Source organism: Paenarthrobacter sp. TA1.8 (genome assembly GCF_048595705.1).
GTDB lineage: Bacteria > Actinomycetota > Actinomycetes > Actinomycetales > Micrococcaceae > Arthrobacter > Arthrobacter nitroguajacolicus.
The window spans coordinates 3,816,282-3,832,135 of sequence record NZ_CP184287.1 but is presented as its reverse complement, the minus strand read 5'-3'; the positions used below and the strand labels follow the sequence as shown (position 1 = coordinate 3,832,135).

Below are 15,854 nucleotides of genomic sequence, written 5' to 3'. Positions count from 1 at the left end.
GTATCTTCCACCGTGATGTGCCCCCCATAGGCTTGTTACGGAGCCAACTGAGTCGCAGCACTGTCAATGGCAGGCTGCCGGAACCTCCATGATCTCATGAACGGTTGGGCCCGCAAGTTCGCCTCAGCCTCGCTGGCATCAGTGGAGTTGGCTGTCCGGGGGAGTAGCCCACCAAGAGTGGAAAGGGACTGTCAGCCCTGCGCGTGTTGGTGCGCAGGTGAACGGCCCGGCGAGTGCGACCACGTCAGGTGCCAACGGCACAACACGTACCAATTGGAGGTCGTCGCCGCCCGAACCAGCGCGGATGGTTAGGGCGTCGCCCGAGCGGCTGATCCGAATGCGGACCCGCCCGCCGTTCCAGTCCGGGACAGGCGCCAAGGACCAGTCCGAGAAGCGGTCCGTCACCACCGCACCCACTTGAGCGGCGCCGTCGGCGAATTCCACACCGGCCTTGATCCAATGCTCGGCGCTGATGCGCACGAAGATGCCCGCTTGGTCGAACTGTTGGGAGAACGCGGCAGTGAACTCAACCTCCATGGCACTGTCTTGCGGGAAGGGTGCGAGCAGCGCGTGCTCGGTGTCGTGGATGAATCCGTAGGACGTCACGCGCCAAGCGTCGCTGCTTTCGGCTGCAGTCACGAGAAGGTCACCGGCCTGCTCGACGACGGCGGCTGGCCGGTTGGTCCACTCGCCGCGGCTCCAGGGGATGTCAGTTGGCACAGGGCTCCTCGATGTTCATTAATGGGTAGGCGCTTTAGGGGTTTGTCCCGCCAGGGGTGGTGGGTCCCGGTCCAACAAGTTGAGCCCTCAGGCGGACCGGGATGCCCTTGTCGGTGAACTCTTTGTCCATGCCTTCCTGCGCGGTGGCGTACTGGCCGTTTTGGACCGCGTAGGTCTGGAACTCCCAGTTGTAGACGCTTGACCAGAGCTGTCCGTGGTCGTTCAGGTATCGACCGTTGTCCTGCAGCCTGGCCACGCCGTACCAGGCGTTGCCGCCGTCAAGACCGATGGCCTTAATTCCTTCATCGGAGATGGAGTAGGCGAGCCAGCCTTCGGCGCAGCCGAGGACGGTGTAGTACTGCTGTTCATTGGTCGGGATGGGTTTGATGGCCCTGACTTGATCAGCACGTTGGATGTCAATGTTGTCCACGGTGCAGGCACCTGCGGCGGGGCCGGGAGGAGCTGCAATGGTGGGCGGCACAGTGGTGGGGGCGGGAATCGGCGGGGCTACCGGCGCGGTTGTGGCCACGGCCGGGATGGTGGGCATCGGCACTTGGGTAGCCTCCGCCGTCGGGATTGCCGTTGGGGTTGCCGTTGACGAAGGCGAGGGCGAAGGCGTGGCCGTCGGCGTAGCCGTCACAGTGGGGGTTTCGGTGGTGGCAGGTGCCGGCGCAGACTGAGGTGCCAGGTTCCCTGCTACAACGACTGCCCCGACGACGGCCGCCGCAGCGAGAACCACACCTGCGGTGCCTACCCACCCCGATCGCCGACGCTTGTGCTCGGCGAGAGACACGACGTTGGGATCGTCGGAGAAGACATGAGACCGTCCCGTCAGGACACCCGGGGTGGTGCCTGGTGCGGGGACGTGGGGTTTTGAGTTTTTCATGAGTTGTTCGATGCGGTCCATGGTTAGACTTCCCGTTCTGTCATGAGGTATGTCGGTGCGGCTTTCGCAAAGGCCTTGCGGGCCCGGTGAAGCCTGACGGCTGCAGCCGATGGGGAACACCCCAGGCTCTCGGCCAATTGGGCTGTAGTGAGGTCGTCCCAGTAGGAGAGCATCAGGATCTCGCGGTCCTTGTCCTTCAGCTTGGAGAGAATGTCGGCAACGTTGGCCTGTTGGTCATCCTCGCTTTCGGATGCCCTAATGCGGGCTTCTTCGGCGAGGCGCTCCATAAGCTGTTCGCGCCGTCGTCGGCCTTTGTATTCGTTGCCCAGCACGTTCCGGGCTGTGGCTATCAGCCACCCGATGCCCGGCGGTTCGGCAGGCATTTTTTCCCAAACGATCCGGAACACATCATTAGCCAGCTCCTCGGCCCGTTCCCGGTCGTTGATCCGATACGCGATGTATTGGTAGATGCGGCTGAAGTGTTCAGCATGAAGAGCACTCAGTTCCTGCTCTCTAGTAGCCAACATCTTTATTTCTTTCCCCCGGGCTAGCGCTTGATGATTCAAACACTTAGTTTCCCGGAGACGGCTGTTTCTTACATAACTGCTGAAAACTTAAAGAGAGATACCCGGCAAGCCTCCTGGTGGGCTTGCCGGGTATCTGGAGCGTTTGGTGGTTAGGCAGCGTAGCGGAGACTGGTCAGCAGTGCCCGAAGCTTGACGTATTGATCAGTTTTCATCCACGCTGCAGCGGTTTCAGGCGTCATGGACGCGTCGATCTCCGCAACCGCGGTTGCTGCCCCGTTCGGCATGATCATGAAGCTGTTCACGGAGGTGCTGTCGGGACCTTCTGTCATGAAGTACTCAGCCACAACGCCCATGTAATAGCGGACCGGAAATTCAGGGAAGTCGGCATAGTCATCCCTTACGAAAGCGAAGTGAGAGGCGCCGTTGCGACTGTCGAACGCACTGAGTTCCTGCGAGTCGAGGATGGTGCGGTTGACCGGCCCTCCGACCAGACCTCCGGTGCCTCCGCTGGTGATGTGGGCAACTTTGTCACCGTTGTTGTCGAAGATATTGGCAGCCAGTGAGTTCTCCTTTCCGCCGGGATGATTTGCTTCTTCGTTGTACGGTGCCTGCTCCACCTGTACAGTCCAGCCGGTGGGCACATCGAAGGAGATGTGGCCGTCCGGGAAGGTAAACGTGCCGTTCCCGTAGTCGGGCGAGACGTGCGGGGCGGAGGGGATAACGGGAGTAATCGGCGCCTCTACGATGACTGTCGGTGGGGTGCTCACGGGAGACGAGGGGACCGTGGGCTCGCCAGGAATAAGGGGTGTTGCAGGCACTGAAACCGGTGTTGGCCATGGGGAAGTTCCAATAATCGGGGTCTCTGCCGCAGATGTCGGAACATTGGGCAGGGAGTCGTCAGCCGGCGTGAGGGCGCTGGTTGCAGGGGAGGGAAGCCCCTCCTCTTCCATGGGAGCAGGAGATGGCGGCGTGAGGGTCGGGATTTCCTCTGAAACTGTAGCCGTGGTTGACGTCCCTGCCACGAGTGGTGCCGACGTGCACGCGGTGAGAGCAAGTGCAAGTGCAAGCGATGTGAGAATGGCGTACTTCGCGTAGTCGGATCGGTGGTACTTCATGGCTGGGTTCCTTCCCCCTTAGTCGAGCCGGGCAGATCAGCCCGCTCACACATGTTGTTTCCGGGTAGGAACGAATACTTACAACGGCTCCCAAAATCTTTTCAGAACATGCTTCGTTTCCATCTGGAAGGGTGCCGCTCAGCCGCTTCTGTGAGTCGTGAGAACATCATTGAGTGACCGACAGTACTTCGCTTGAACTGCCGCCCCTCTACGAGTCCCTGACCTGGCTTACCCCGCTTTCCGAGGAACGTGCTGCACACCTTGTGGCGTTCCTGTCCGACCCGGCGCCGGCTGAGGTTCTGGACATGGGGTGCGGGTGGGGTGAACTACTACTTCGGGTTTTGACGTCGGCCCCGCAGGCGCTCGACTACGCCGCAGCCCTGCGCGCCCTTCGAGCTCTGGTGCTTCCCGGCGGCCGACTCGTCTACGGTGAGGCGATCTGGTCAGCAACACCTCATCCGGCCGCCACCGCCCCTCTGGCCGGACGTGATGACGAGTACCTGACACAAGATGCGTTACGCGAGCAGATCAGCGCCGCTGGCTTCGAGGTGCTGGACGACGACCAGGCAAGCGTTCAGGAATGGGACGTCTTCGAAGCCGGGTATCGCGACAGGTTTACCCGTTGGCTAGAAGCACATGATGCCGACCATCCCGCCGCAGAGCAGGTCCGTCGGCAATATGAGGAACAGCGCGCTGCATATGAAGAGGGCTATCGAGGCGTACTCGGGATGGCGTATTTCTGCCTAAGGGGGTAGGCGTTCACTGCGACTCACCGTCATGTGACGCACAGACTTGCTGGCGTTCCACCAAGGATCGTGTATCGGGCGGGCCGGGGTCTGCTCGGGGCTCTCAGTCGGACTCACCAGACGACTGATCTATATGCCCTTGCCAATCGGCTACCGGAGGCCAACGGAGATTGTCCGTTCAGGGAACGGCTACCGGACACTCTGGCCCACCGTATACGCTGACTCGCATGTCTCAAGTTCTGATCACCGGCATGTCAGGCGTGGGAAAGACAACGGTGCTGCGCGAGTTGTCCCGGAGAGGCTACCGAACGATCGACACCGACTATGACTCCTGGGTGCTTCCTGACAGCACATGGGATGAACCGCGCATGTCGGCACTTCTGGCATCTGATTCTTCCCTGGTTGTCTCAGGGACTGTCGAGAATCAAGGATGCTTCTATGATCGTTTCGCCGCTGTTGTTCTCCTGAGCGCACCCGTAGATGTCCTCATCGAGCGCGTCTCGGTTCGTAAGAACAATCCCTACGGCAACTCAGAGGCGGACCAGTCCGCGATCCGGCAAAACATTCTCGAAGTCGAACCACTGCTTCGGAACGGGGCGACCCTCGAACTCGATGCTCGTCGGCCGGTCCCAGAGCTGGCGGATGATATTGAACGTCTCATCGCGATGTCCAATGAGTCCTAACGCCCGATAAACGATCGTTCACCGAGACACCTCCATTGCCGTCTGCATCAGGTAGACGCTCCCCTTTGCGACCATATCCCTACCGATCCTTTCGGAGTGCATCGTCCGGAACGACATAGGAGCTGGAGTAGTGAACCCAATGGTCCCTGCGTCCCTCCCTGAAAAGGCGGTCTGCAACCATCCGGCACTCCTGCCAGTCCTTCCGGGAGTTCTGCGGCCCATAACCGACAGCTTGACCGAGTTGATCCAAAGTCACCAGCCGTGTGACTCCCGGCGCAGTCGCTACTTCGTAAGTGAAGGTTCCTTTGATGGAGAACCATCTATTGCGGACGGGAGTTTCGATCAGACGGAAGTAAGTGCCTCCATTGGCGAACATGGCAGCAGCCGCGCTCGCCTTCGATTCCGGCTCAGCATTCATGAAATCCGTGAACTTCTGGAGAAGTTCTTCGTACTCGGCGTTGAGGAGTTCATCCACTGCTCCGTCCTTCTGCACGTACCGGTCACTGAGGCTTCCGCTGCCGCCCTTCAGTGACGAGCGGAGCCACAGGCGAACTTCCTCCACAGACTCTGCCGATGGTTCGGTCTGAAGCGCTCTGGCAAGGGATTCGTATTTGAGCGCCACGACGGAGAGGTTCATGTGTCATAGCAGGGACGCAAATCGCATAAAGTCGGTTGCCAGTACTTCAGTGTCCGTTTTCATCAGGCTTCTTTCGCGGGGTAGGGGTAACGCGAACCACGGGAGGACGTCGCCTTCACGGTATCCCGGCTGAGGAAGCCGATCCCTTCTCGGGGCCCTAGAACCCGACGTAAGCCGGGGTCTATCGGACGCTTCAAGCACCCGGTTAGGGATCGGCTGTGACTTTCAGCAGTAAAGGGCGGCGTTTTAACAGCACTATTTGGCGGATTTGGTCGCCTGCAAGGGGATCCCTTAGCGGGCGCGCCGGGCCCCGATTTTGAACCGGCCGCCATGCCGGCGGGAATTTTGACGGAACGAGCCCTATTCACGGCCGGGAGTACAGGACTCTCCCCGTCGAGGCGTCTCGGACGTGGGTGACCTTGTCGGTAAAGAAGAAATCGATCGGCTGGCCAGCCACGAACGGGCTTGCGTTAGTTGTTATATGCGCGTATTCATCGCCAAGGTCGTATCCCCAAGCGATGTTGAAAACCGTGAAAGTGTCCCCGTCCTGTACGTCCACCAAGGTTCCGATGCCATCACGAGCATTCAAAAGGTCGACTAAATCCGTGTCTCGGGGCTCAGGGTGTAACACTTCCATGAAAGCCAGACTATCGGCGGCACGTCCCGAGCTGTCCAGGCACATACCGAGTAGCCGAACCACGTCCGATAGAGGATCCTCTAGCGGGCACGAGCGCATCCGGTGATCTACCACTTGTCGTGCGCTCTATACGGAAGCGATGAGTCAGCTGAGGCCTCACCGTATGTTCCAAACCATAGCGGCGAACCACTCTGCGGTGTCACGCATCTCTCCGTCGTAATCTTCGGGATCCAGGACGCATAGTAGAGCTCTCGCGTATCTACCTTCCGGACTGACTACGTCCTGTCCAAACTTGAAGGTTTTCAGGACGGTCCAGCATTCCGCCTTCGCTGCTTCTAGAACCTCTGCATCCAGCGCCTCGGACGTCCAGTACCTGCTAGCCGTGGAGAGGATCGGCCTAAGCGGCTGAGGCGTAGGGAGTTCCTCCAGATATTGAAGGAACACCGTCATAAGCGCGCTCCATTCGTCGGTTCCTTCAGCCCATACGATTTCGTCGGCAGCTCCCAACAAGTACGTTGCGGTACGTGGCTGGCTCTGGACCTGTCGTGCGGTGCGGCGAGCAATGGGGCTGGTTGCATCTCCGATCAGTGGGGGCCGACTTGCCACGCTCGAACGTATCTTGGCAAGTACTCCCTGAGGTTGATGGGCAGCGTCACTTTCGACATGCACGGTGTTGAAGGTGATATCCGAGTGTCCTCGTTCGTAGCCAAGGCCCGCAGTCGTGGGCCATGTTTGCCCCGCAGACTGGATTTTGCGCAGATACGTCGTTATCTCTGCCCAATCTTTTGACAGCAGTTGATCCGCACGGCTGATGATGGTCACGTACTTTCGGGCAGGCAGCCATTCCAGGTCGCGTATACATTCATCGAAGGCGTTCCAGTTCCGGCCAAAGTACTCCGGAAACAAGAAGCCCCTTTGGTACTCGGAAAAAAGGCCATCGACCGTCCGCATTTTAGAACCGTCCAATTCGATAATCAGAACATCGGCACCGGTAAGAGTTGCACGGATCATTTCCGCCTGTGATTCGGTCACGTGGTGCACCCATGGTGCTGACCCATCTGTTACAGACTCAACGCTTCGGGGGATGGCCATTGGACAAGTCTGCACCAAAACCAAGAGATAGAAAGCAACGGCCGTACAAGCAGAGGCGGTGGCTGACGCCCGGTAAACATCCCCATTTCACGTGCCGAAGTGCGTCCGGTAAAGGATCCCTTACCGGGCGCGCCCGCCACGCGGTTACGCCACTGCCGGACGGGATCTATTCAGCTATTTGCTGCAGCCAATCCAGAGTTTCGTCGTTCACGTGCACACCCCTGCACCTCTGACTGCACATCTGAGCTGGGAACTGAGGGCCCACTCCAAGGAGGTCCAAGCCACGTCGTGCAGCCTTGCGTGCAGCGTCTTGGTCGCCGATGGCTTGGGCCAAATGGATGACGGCCATGTTCCATCTGAAGTTGTTAACGGCAAAGGGGTCATCTGGCCCCTCGGCCCAGCGTTCGAGCAGCACTGCTGCCTCTTCGAGGTCGGAGGTCTCGCCTCGGGTTATGAGGACTTGAGCAAGTTTGATGGCCTGCGTTCCCGTTGTCATTTGGTGACTGTCTTTTGCCAGCAATCGACGGTAGTAGTGCGCGGACAACTCGGGGTTCTCTTTGGCGTAAATATCACCCAGGCGTTCCAAGGCAGCATTGTGGGACGACATGGCCACGAACTCGTCCGTGTCATCCAGCACCCGTAACCAAAGTTCGCTGGCACCTTTCAGCTCGCCCGCCATTTGGAGTCGGATCGCTTTGCTGTGCAGGTATCCGCTACTCGTGCCAGGGACGCTTAGGAGCTTTTCCTCGAACTCCGACTTTGCCTCATCGCTCCAATCGGGCGAGTCATACCAATCAGTGGAGGGCGCAGGCTTCCTGGGCTTCGGCCATACTTCGTCGGTCTGTAGGTCCATAGCGAACCCGCTGACAGCTTTGGCTAATTTCTTGGCGAAGGCCTGAGCAGAAGGGACGCCCGAAGCATCTCCGTCCCCTTCGATGAGAATGTCGTATCGATACTTGATGCCAAACACGACCATCTCGGCGTACGTTTCGGGAGTGTCTTCGCCGCTATCTTCATAAGGTCCTTCGACCGTGAAGCTGTAAATACGCTTGGGACCTCTGAAGACGCGGAAACTCCAGGGAAAAGCCGTCATGTCGGGGTCCAAGTCAGCGGTCAGGCCGCGGATGTTCGTGATGCGCGTAGTTACATCTCCGCTTAGGAGTGCCTCGGAACCAAAAACTGCCAAGTCATAGGACATCGCTTCAGATTACCCGTGACCTCCATCCGCATAACGATTGGCTAGTTCGGTGGTGTCCGTAAGCCGGTCCTCCATCGGCCGCCGTTCTATCCCACCTTGCGGGCGTCGAAATTCCCGCCGTTCCGGGTCCCCGGATTCCCGTAAGACCCGGCCGCGAAACTGCCCGGTGAAGGGGCCCTAAACGCTACATTCGGCGTCATGCTTATCGGTTACCACAAACACTCAAGATTTGACCGCCCATCGGGATGCTCTCGCGGCCGGCGTGGGTCCCGATGCTATCCACGTGGATCACAGATTCACAGGCACCCAGCGGGAACGCCCGGCCTTTGCAAAGCCCTGGCCGCATGCAGCAACGGAGACACTCTCGTGGTGACCAGGCTTGATCGCCTCGCCCGGTCGCTGCCCGACGCGAGGAATATCGCGGCCATCAATAGGCTCAAGCTATGACGCCAAGGAAGCAGCAGCCCACGAAGGTGCAAGCGGTCTTTTTTGGTGTTCTAGCTCTGATGCTGCTTGGGAGCAGGGTCCTTTCGTTGTTAGAGGGTCATTCTCCGACAGTCCCTTTTTGGATCGTTGTGGGGCTGAATCTCGTCCTCTTGGGCTTGTGCATTTGGTGGTATATCCGCGCTGCAAAGGTCCCCAAACGCTGAAGTGGGGCAATCCGAGGGCCTGATATGGACCCAATATTCGCCCCACCGGTCATGGGCTCCATGTTCCTGGTGGTGGGCACCGTGTCGTTCTGGGCCCGCCGCAAGTTGTCGCGAATGGGAGCAATGCTTGCTGCGGCCAGTCATTTGGTGGATTTGAATACGATCGAGTCGAAGACGCCCCGTGCCTCTCTCGTCAGTTCCGGGTTGATCGATTCGTGGAACGTGGTGAAGCCGACGACAGCGCGTTCGCCGTTCAGGTTGACCACCCGGTAGGTTTCCCGCTCAGCGACGCTGGAGTACCAGCGGGTGCATATGGGCGAGAACTCCGAGCGGACACAGATCTTGTCTTCGTCGCAGCCTTTGATGTCTGCGATGCCTTCGACGGAGTGGTCGAATTCGAAACCGCGGTAGTCGCCCACCACGACCTCGACCGGAGGGGTGCTCGCCGTTGAGGTCTGCGCCGTCATTGCGTCGACAGAGTCTTTAGCGGACGGATCGAGCTCGACCAGCGCGCCCTGCCACGCGCATGCGTCCGTCGGTACGTAGTTCGAAGGCCAGAAAGTCAGGTAGACGGCCATGTCACCCGGGTGATCCGGGTCGTCCTTTCCTGGAGGACGGGGAGATGTCGTCGGGCTTAGACTCGCACCCGCTGAGACATCCAAGCAGGACGATAGCCACCAAAAGCAAGAGATGGTGCGACCGCTGAGCGGCCTTTTCGAGGTGCGTCAAGGAGCTCATCGTTCCACCAAGCCGCTACAGCGTACTGTGAGGCCCCGCAGCCACGTGGCCCCGCGGACGGGCCGGAATGGGATGCCGTAGCCTCAAGTTTCCTCCGGCAGAGAACCCGTGACGAGTGGTACAGAGATCGGACTTATGTCCGGAATTAGGGAAGGTGACCGATGCTCAGCGGCCGGCGCAATGGGCACAACTGCCCCCGCAGGAAGTTCGCTGGTCACCCCCGCAGGTGATTTACTGACGTGACCGTCACATACTGCAGGGGGACAGTTATGAAGGGCTTGGTTGCCACTTTTTTGCTCACGTCGTTGGTGCTCACGGGCTGTGCTGCTGCAGTTCCTAACGGCTCCGCGACGGCGTCAACGGCGCCTTCCGCACTAACTGGCGCGAAGACCTACGCGAGGTTGGACTCGGCGGGCATCGAGCAGATCAAGAAGTCGAGGATGGCAATTTTCGACATGACGTCCGGCGTGCTCACAAAGGAGAGCGTCGGCCTCGAAAACGGCACCAGCCAAGCTCCGGATGTCCTGATTTCTGATGGGCTGATGGACTTGAATATCGAAGCGCCGACGGGCCTGATCAGCGCTAAGACTGATCGGCTCAGGCTCAACGGCATGAACAACAGGTCCGACTTCCGCGAAATCACATACTTCCTCAAGGCCGAATCGTTCGAAGACTTCACAGTCCTGATCCGCGACGGCGTCGACCGGTACGGAATTCCCAGCGAGTCAGCAGAGGGCTGGATCGAATCGATGTCCAGCCGGCCAGAGGATGAAGGCGACTTTTCCTTGGCTTCGGGCACCTCAACAGGCCTCCGGGTCTCGTACGACCTCCGCTACGACGGTTCAAAGGACGTGCAAGTCATAATTGTGCACGTCCACACCGCCTAGTCCCTGCACCAGCGTCTTTAGAAAGAACTCCGTGGAACCTCACAGCCCGTACTCCCCGAATTATTTCCCGAGTCACCCCGGACAGGTCCAACCTCCGCCGTTGCCGGCGTGGGCAAGGACATTTCGGACGATCCTGCTGATCCTGGCAGGTCTTCTGGTGCTCCTTCTGCTGCTTCTTTTCGGCGCAGGTACAACCGGATCGGCCGATATGTACAGCGAAGGCGGGCTGAGCGTTTTACAGGCGACAATCTGGCTAGGTTTGGGGACAGTTTTGCTGGCGTTCCCTTACGTGATCGCCAGCATCATCTACGCTGCTCTATGGGCCAGCAAGCTGCGCGGGAGAGGTTACCGTCGGCACCCGGGGACGACCTGGATCCTGATTGCCGGCCCAATTGTTTCTGCGTTACCTATATTGGGCCTAATAGGGCTGATCACTGCCGACCCCAGCACGTTGTGAACCTCTGACCAGCTGACCTGAAAGAAAGAACGGCCCATGATTTCCGATCGCGAGCGGCGCAATGATGCCGTGTACGCAGAGCACAAGGCTGCAGTGGCCGCCGGGGAAAAGCGAATACTCCGCAACACCAGCACTGGCGAGTTGCACAGCTACCCGGCAGACGAAATTGGCTTTACACCAGGCAGCGGGCAGGCACAGGTCAGCACATGGTGGGGGATGGGAATTCTCGCGGTCGTTGCCGCGATACTCACGGTCTTTTCGGTGGTGATGTTGCTGGCGCCGCTGGGACAGGGGCAAAGCCCTATGTGGGGTGCGCTGTTTCTGACTGCCGGAGGCGGTGCCTTCACCTTCTACGCACTCACGCTGTCCCGCCAGGAATACCGGGCGACGCAGCTCCGTAAGTTGCGGGGTTCGCCGAAACCAAACTCGACTGGCAGAGCAGACTATTGGGAGCCACCTCAGCAGCCAACGAAGGCTAAGAGCAGTATGAAATCCCTGGACGACTACATCTACGACATTCATAACCGTCCATCAAACCGAGAACTCCGTTTTTGGATCGGTTTTCAAGTGGTCGTCGTCGGCGCACTCGGCTATGTGATTCCGCTATTCAGCCTGCACTGGCTGGGCGTGCGGCAATGGGCCCTGGTCTTCATTCCATTGCTCTGCGCGGCGGCCTTGGTCTGGTGGCTCCTTCGCTTCCTGAAACGGCGAGGTGTGAAGACCAAAGCCTTGTACCGGGCTTACGGTGGCGACCCCGCCGGCACAAGTGACCTTCTGTTCGGCCAAGTGACATACAAGATCACGCCGGATGGCCGCTGGAAGTGGCCAACGTCAAGCTCGGGGGACTAGCGCTGGATGGCCCCCGTAAGTACTTGTAATACGATCGCCTTGCGGCGAATAAGGGAGTCCACATGGCAGCGGAATCGATTAGCGAGTACATAGAACAGTACGACGGCGATGTGCGGCTACGGCTGCTGGCGCTGTACCAACTGATCCGGTCAGCCGTGCCCGAGGAAGCTGAAGAGTCCATTAGTTGGCGTATGCCCACCTTCAAACTCGGAACCGAGCCGCTGTTCTTCTTCACCGCAACAAAGAAGCACATCGGGTTCTATCCGACTCCGGACGCAATCGCGCATTTCTCGGCGCAGCTGAGCGAATACGGAACCACTGAGCACCTCGTCCAGCTGCGCCATAACGCCCCGCTGCCCACCGAGCTCATCAGCGAGATCATCGCGTGGCGGCTGCAGCAGCTCCCTTCAGACACGGCCTAAGCCGCGTTATCTACTCCACAAGCTTTCCGGCGACCGAGTCCTCGGCGTATGCCTCAGCCAGGGCTCGGAAGGACTCTGGGGCCGGGGCCGACGTTTCGAAGCTGACACCCTCACCTGGTGACCAGACAAAGTTTCCCTGCAGTGACGGATCCAGCGTTGGGAAGTCGGCCCGGTTGTGTGCTCCGCGCGTTTCGCGGCGTTCAAGAGCACACTCCAAGGTGGCTCGTGCGGCGAGGAGGGAACCTAGAAGGTCGTAGGCGTGGGCAAGATCGTCGAACCCCGCAATGTCCGGATGCGCTGTAACGAACTGCGCACGCCCCTCCAAATCATCCAGAATGCCCAGCCCCGCCTGCAGCCCCTGCTCGGTGCGCACCACTCCGGCGTGCTCAGTCATCAGATTCCGCAGTTCACGCTGCAGCCGACGCGCCGACTCGGTACCTTTCCCGTTCAGCAGACTCTGCATTTCGTTGCGGGCAAGCCCGACTGCTGCGGGATCCCGGTGGACATCGCTGAGCGAACGTACGTATTCGGCCACATGCTCGCCGGTAATACGCCCGTAGACGAGCAGCTCAATCAAGGAGTTGCCTCCGAGGCGATTGGCTCCGTGCAACCCAGAGGATGCCTCTCCGATGGCATACAGTCCGTCCACTCCCGTTCCGTGATCCTCCGGTGCAACCCAGACCCCTCCCATCGAGTAGTGAGCGGTGGGCGCGATCTCCATCTTGGTCGTGGTGATGTCCAGCATCTGGAGGTCGATCAGTGTGCGATAGACCCTGGGCAGCTTTTCCATGATGATCTCTTGAGGCAGATGGGAGACGTCCAGGTAGACACCGCCCTTCTCAGTCCCCCGACCCTCGGCGACCTCGGTGAATCCGGCCAGAGCCACCCGGTCCCGCGTGGAGAGTTCCATCCGCTCGGGGTCGTAACGTTCCATGAAGCGCTCGCCGAGTGCGTTGGTGAGGATCCCGCCTTCTCCGCGTGCTGCTTCGGACACCAAGGTGCCCGCGGCGTCGTCGGGCTCAAGCAGGCCGGAGGGGTGGAACTGGACCAACTCGGCGTCGCGGATCCAGGCACCGGCCAGGGCAGCCAGGCGGAAAGAGTCGCCGGTGTTCTCATCGCGTCGTGAGGACGTGTGGCGCCAGATGCGCGTATGGCCGCCCGCGGCGAGAATGACCGCATCGGCGTGGATCTGGACGGGGGTGCCATCCACTATGTCGAAACCATAGGCCCCGAAGATCGTTCCGTCGGACACTAGTAGCCGGGTGATGTACACGGTGTCGATGATGGGTACGTTCAACTCTGCCGCGCGGCGCATGAGCGTGCGCTGGATCTCCAGCCCGGTGTAGTCCCCGGCATAGGCGGTGCGGCGATACTTGTGAGCGCCGAAGAAGCGCTGGGAGATGCGCCCGTCCTCCTCGCGCGCGAACGGCATGCCCCACTGTTCAAGGTCCTCGATACCCCGGGCCGCGTTCCGGGCTACGGTTTCCACAATGGTCGGGTCGGCCAGGAAGTACGACTCACGCAAGGTGTCTGCGGCGTGCTGCTCCCAGCTGTCTTCCGGGTCCATGGTGCCCAAGGCAGCGTTGATGCCACCGGCGGCCAGGCTCGTGTGCGCATCATGCTTTCTGCGCTTGCCCACAGCGAGCACTTGGACGCCTCTTTGGGCCAGTTCAATTGAGGCGCGCAACCCGGCGCCGCCGGTGCCGATGACCAGCACCGAAGTTGACAAGAGACGTTCTGGAGCAGAAGAGAGGTTCATATCAGCAACCGTAAGAGGAATGCCGCAATGTCTCCAATGAATTATTTGTCTCATCCCGATGCGTTTAGGCTATGACGATGAAGCTAGAGCAGTTGCGTTCCTTTGAGATGGTGGCTCGAGTAGGCCATTTCACACGCGCGGCCGAGGAACTGTATCTTGCCCAGCCGTCATTGAGCCGGCAGATCGCAGCACTTGAGGCTCATCTCGGTACGGAGCTCTTTCACCGTCGGCCTTCAGGGGTGACACTGACAAACGCGGGGGAGTTGCTCCTGCCCATCGCACGGCGCATGCTCGGCGATGCACAGGCCGCCCAAGACCAGATCCAGGAACTCGCAGGATTGCGCCGCGGCCGCGTTCGCCTCGGCGCCCCACCTACTTTGTGCGTCTCGCTGGTGGCCGATGTGCTGGCCGCTTTCCGCAGCGCTTATCCCGGCGTCGAGTTGCACATCACTGAGGGCGGTTCGCGTTTTCTGGTTGAGGCCCTCAACGAAAGCGCGCTGGACCTGGCCTTGGTGGTCACTCGGGGAACGGGCCCCTCCGTGCCAGGCACTGAGCTGGTCCCGCTGCTATCCGAGGAGCTGGTGGTCATATCCGCTGCGAAATCAGGGTCACCGGAAGAGTTCACGCTCGAGGAACTTGCGCACGTGTCGCAGGTTGCGTTCAACCGAAGTTATGAGCTGCGCGTGGCCACCGATGCTGCGTTCTCTGCCGCCGGTCTGGAACCCGTGATTGCCGTTGAGGGTGGGGAGATGGACGCCGTGCTGCGGTTCGTGGAACGCGGGCTGGGTGTAGCGGTGGTGCCGGCCATGGTGGTCATAGACCGGCCTGGGTTGCGTAGCGCACGTTTAGTGCGTCCCTCTCTGACGCGAACCGTCAACCTGGCCCGCCGCAATGACGTCGGACCTTCAGCGGCCGCCGCCGCTATGCAGCAGTTCATCTTCGACACCGTCGACCGGCTCGCAGCACCGGGCACCGAGCTGTCGCGCCTGGTCACGGCAGCGCCACGTCACTGACCGAGATCAAAACGCCGACGACGGCGGCCGGCTGGCTTCAGCGATCGCTCCAAAGGACTCCGTGCTTCAACGAAGCTAGACTGTGCGGATCAGGACGGATTGGGGGATTCCGTGCGAGCTGTTGTCGCCGTTCCGCTGGTCGGTCGCAGCCAGCAGCCAGCGAACTGAGGACACGGCATGAACTTCTTCGAGGACTTCCCCAAGCCTGAACCGGTAGAACGCCCAAAGAGTGTGAAGTTTGTACCACCGCCGTGGGCTGGCCCGTCGCAGGACGAGCTCCCCACAGTGATGCACATCGGGCAGTTTCTACACCGCAGCCCCAACCTCGTTTTGATGGTCAAGAGTGCGGACGTCTTCAGAACCGGGTGTTTGTTCGAAGTGTCGTGGATTATTCGACGGCATGAAGAGAACGACGAGGAATGGTCCATCCTCCATTCGTCAGTTTTTCAGCATGGACCTGTGAGGGGTCCAAGCAGCGAGGACTTGCAGCTGCTGTTCGGCGTTGAACTTCCTGATGGCACCAAGGCCAGAACAACTGTTTTTGGGATGGGCAGCTTCTTGGATCCCAACAATCAACCCGAAGCTCCGGTCCTGTCATTCCGCGGTGGCGGAGGCGGTGGCGGCGACGATGAGCTCTCGTCGTCAGGAAACCTCTGGCTGTGGCCGCTGCCCGCTGACGGAGACATCCGGCTGCTGGCGCAGTGGAAAGGGCTCGGCGTCGAGGAGTGCTCCATCGTGATCGATGGGAGCCAGTTATCGGCTGCCGCGGCCGGCGTGCAAAGCCTCTGGAGGTGACGCGGTTCCGGCGCTGAATGCCAGCGCTCTTCTGAATGACCAA

General features: G+C 60.0%; 17 protein-coding genes and 1 pseudogene. 8 read left to right on the top strand and 10 right to left on the bottom strand.

The features are described from left to right. Positions 1-138: 138 nt before the first annotated feature. The 4 genes from ACNAOT_RS17840 to ACNAOT_RS17825 all read right to left on the bottom strand — a co-directional run bounded on the left by ACNAOT_RS17840 (position 139) and on the right by ACNAOT_RS17825 (position 3,248). Positions 139-720 (bottom strand): DUF1349 domain-containing protein, encoded by a 582-nt coding sequence (locus ACNAOT_RS17840; RefSeq protein ID WP_420178807.1) that lies wholly within the window; start codon positions 718-720, stop codon positions 139-141. Between the two features lie 34 nt (positions 721-754). Continuing rightward, positions 755-1,627 carry a hypothetical protein gene (locus ACNAOT_RS17835; protein ID WP_420178806.1) on the bottom strand — a complete coding sequence of 291 codons (873 nt, stop codon included), beginning with the start codon at positions 1,625-1,627 and terminating at the stop codon, positions 755-757. 2 nt (positions 1,628-1,629) lie between these two features. Then, positions 1,630-2,133, bottom strand: coding sequence for an RNA polymerase sigma factor (locus ACNAOT_RS17830; protein WP_420178805.1), 504 nt, complete (start codon positions 2,131-2,133; stop codon positions 1,630-1,632). A 149-nt stretch (positions 2,134-2,282) separates the two neighbouring features. Continuing rightward, entirely contained in the window at positions 2,283-3,248 is a 966-nt protein-coding gene (locus tag ACNAOT_RS17825) for a hypothetical protein (protein ID WP_420178804.1), read from the bottom strand. A 173-nt stretch (positions 3,249-3,421) separates the two neighbouring features. Between ACNAOT_RS17825 and ACNAOT_RS17820 the strand changes: the two genes are divergently transcribed. Further along, the gene (locus ACNAOT_RS17820; protein WP_420178803.1) at positions 3,422-4,003 is read left to right on the top strand and encodes a hypothetical protein; all 582 of its coding nucleotides are present in this window, start codon (positions 3,422-3,424) and stop codon (positions 4,001-4,003) included. A 218-nt stretch (positions 4,004-4,221) separates the two neighbouring features. Further along, on the top strand, positions 4,222-4,677 hold the full coding sequence (locus ACNAOT_RS17815; RefSeq protein WP_420178802.1) for an AAA family ATPase: 456 nt from the start codon (positions 4,222-4,224) through the stop codon (positions 4,675-4,677). Between the two features lie 79 nt (positions 4,678-4,756). Here the strand turns inward: ACNAOT_RS17815 and ACNAOT_RS17810 are convergent, their stop codons facing one another. The 4 genes from ACNAOT_RS17810 to ACNAOT_RS17795 all read right to left on the bottom strand — a co-directional run bounded on the left by ACNAOT_RS17810 (position 4,757) and on the right by ACNAOT_RS17795 (position 8,241). Then, a complete protein-coding gene (locus ACNAOT_RS17810) occupies positions 4,757-5,314 on the bottom strand; it encodes a hypothetical protein (protein WP_420178801.1) in 558 nt (185 codons plus the stop codon). Between the two features lie 364 nt (positions 5,315-5,678). Beyond that, a complete protein-coding gene (locus ACNAOT_RS17805) occupies positions 5,679-5,951 on the bottom strand; it encodes a hypothetical protein (protein WP_420178800.1) in 273 nt (90 codons plus the stop codon). 156 nt (positions 5,952-6,107) lie between these two features. Next, positions 6,108-6,983, bottom strand: a complete 876-nt coding sequence (locus ACNAOT_RS17800; protein ID WP_420178799.1) for a barstar family protein — start codon at positions 6,981-6,983, stop codon at positions 6,108-6,110. Between the two features lie 226 nt (positions 6,984-7,209). Beyond that, positions 7,210-8,241 (bottom strand): tetratricopeptide repeat protein, encoded by a 1,032-nt coding sequence (locus tag ACNAOT_RS17795; RefSeq protein ID WP_420178798.1) that lies wholly within the window; start codon positions 8,239-8,241, stop codon positions 7,210-7,212. 229 nt (positions 8,242-8,470) lie between these two features. Here ACNAOT_RS17795 and ACNAOT_RS17790 point away from each other — a divergent pair. Further along, positions 8,471-8,664 (top strand): annotated as a pseudogene (locus tag ACNAOT_RS17790) (recombinase family protein); the annotation flags it as partial. A 367-nt stretch (positions 8,665-9,031) separates the two neighbouring features. Here the strand turns inward: ACNAOT_RS17790 and ACNAOT_RS17785 are convergent. After that, entirely contained in the window at positions 9,032-9,469 is a 438-nt protein-coding gene (locus ACNAOT_RS17785) for a hypothetical protein (protein WP_420178797.1), read from the bottom strand. A 429-nt stretch (positions 9,470-9,898) separates the two neighbouring features. Here ACNAOT_RS17785 and ACNAOT_RS17780 point away from each other — a divergent pair, with 429 nt between their 5' ends. The 3 genes from ACNAOT_RS17780 to ACNAOT_RS17770 all read left to right on the top strand — a co-directional run bounded on the left by ACNAOT_RS17780 (position 9,899) and on the right by ACNAOT_RS17770 (position 12,244). Beyond that, the gene (locus tag ACNAOT_RS17780; protein WP_420178796.1) at positions 9,899-10,516 is read left to right on the top strand and encodes a hypothetical protein; all 618 of its coding nucleotides are present in this window, start codon (positions 9,899-9,901) and stop codon (positions 10,514-10,516) included. Between the two features lie 493 nt (positions 10,517-11,009). Further along, positions 11,010-11,822: a hypothetical protein gene (locus tag ACNAOT_RS17775; RefSeq protein WP_420178795.1), complete on the top strand. Its 813-nt coding sequence runs from the start codon at positions 11,010-11,012 to the stop codon at positions 11,820-11,822. A gap of 62 nt (positions 11,823-11,884) precedes the next feature. Beyond that, on the top strand, positions 11,885-12,244 hold the full coding sequence (locus tag ACNAOT_RS17770) for an iron chaperone (protein WP_420178793.1): 360 nt from the start codon (positions 11,885-11,887) through the stop codon (positions 12,242-12,244). Positions 12,245-12,254: 10 nt separating this feature from the next. Here the strand turns inward: ACNAOT_RS17770 and ACNAOT_RS17765 are convergent, their stop codons facing one another. Beyond that, positions 12,255-14,003 (bottom strand): L-aspartate oxidase, encoded by a 1,749-nt coding sequence (locus tag ACNAOT_RS17765; RefSeq protein ID WP_420178792.1) that lies wholly within the window; start codon positions 14,001-14,003, stop codon positions 12,255-12,257. Between the two features lie 71 nt (positions 14,004-14,074). On the opposite strand from ACNAOT_RS17765, the gene ACNAOT_RS17760 reads away from it, so the two are divergent. Next, positions 14,075-15,016: a LysR family transcriptional regulator gene (locus ACNAOT_RS17760; RefSeq protein ID WP_420178791.1), complete on the top strand. Its 942-nt coding sequence runs from the start codon at positions 14,075-14,077 to the stop codon at positions 15,014-15,016. 177 nt (positions 15,017-15,193) lie between these two features. Next, positions 15,194-15,811, top strand: coding sequence for a hypothetical protein (locus ACNAOT_RS17755; protein ID WP_420178790.1), 618 nt, complete (start codon positions 15,194-15,196; stop codon positions 15,809-15,811). Positions 15,812-15,854: the final 43 nt, after the last annotated feature.

Coding starts and splice junctions, on each gene's coding strand:
- ACNAOT_RS17835 (WP_420178806.1), bottom strand. CDS start 1,627: ATGGACCGCATCGAACAACTCATGAAAAACTCAAAACCCCACGTCCCC.
- ACNAOT_RS17830 (WP_420178805.1), bottom strand. CDS start 2,133: ATGTTGGCTACTAGAGAGCAGGAACTGAGTGCTCTTCATGCTGAACAC.
- ACNAOT_RS17825 (WP_420178804.1), bottom strand. CDS start 3,248: ATGAAGTACCACCGATCCGACTACGCGAAGTACGCCATTCTCACATCG.
- ACNAOT_RS17815 (WP_420178802.1), top strand. CDS start 4,222: ATGTCTCAAGTTCTGATCACCGGCATGTCAGGCGTGGGAAAGACAACG.
- ACNAOT_RS17810 (WP_420178801.1), bottom strand. CDS start 5,314: ATGAACCTCTCCGTCGTGGCGCTCAAATACGAATCCCTTGCCAGAGCG.
- ACNAOT_RS17805 (WP_420178800.1), bottom strand. CDS start 5,951: ATGGAAGTGTTACACCCTGAGCCCCGAGACACGGATTTAGTCGACCTT.
- ACNAOT_RS17795 (WP_420178798.1), bottom strand. CDS start 8,241: ATGTCCTATGACTTGGCAGTTTTTGGTTCCGAGGCACTCCTAAGCGGA.
- ACNAOT_RS17785 (WP_420178797.1), bottom strand. CDS start 9,469: ATGGCCGTCTACCTGACTTTCTGGCCTTCGAACTACGTACCGACGGAC.
- ACNAOT_RS17780 (WP_420178796.1), top strand. CDS start 9,899: ATGAAGGGCTTGGTTGCCACTTTTTTGCTCACGTCGTTGGTGCTCACG.
- ACNAOT_RS17775 (WP_420178795.1), top strand. CDS start 11,010: ATGATTTCCGATCGCGAGCGGCGCAATGATGCCGTGTACGCAGAGCAC.
- ACNAOT_RS17770 (WP_420178793.1), top strand. CDS start 11,885: ATGGCAGCGGAATCGATTAGCGAGTACATAGAACAGTACGACGGCGAT.
- ACNAOT_RS17765 (WP_420178792.1), bottom strand. CDS start 14,003: ATGAACCTCTCTTCTGCTCCAGAACGTCTCTTGTCAACTTCGGTGCTG.
- ACNAOT_RS17760 (WP_420178791.1), top strand. CDS start 14,075: ATGACGATGAAGCTAGAGCAGTTGCGTTCCTTTGAGATGGTGGCTCGA.
- ACNAOT_RS17755 (WP_420178790.1), top strand. CDS start 15,194: ATGAACTTCTTCGAGGACTTCCCCAAGCCTGAACCGGTAGAACGCCCA.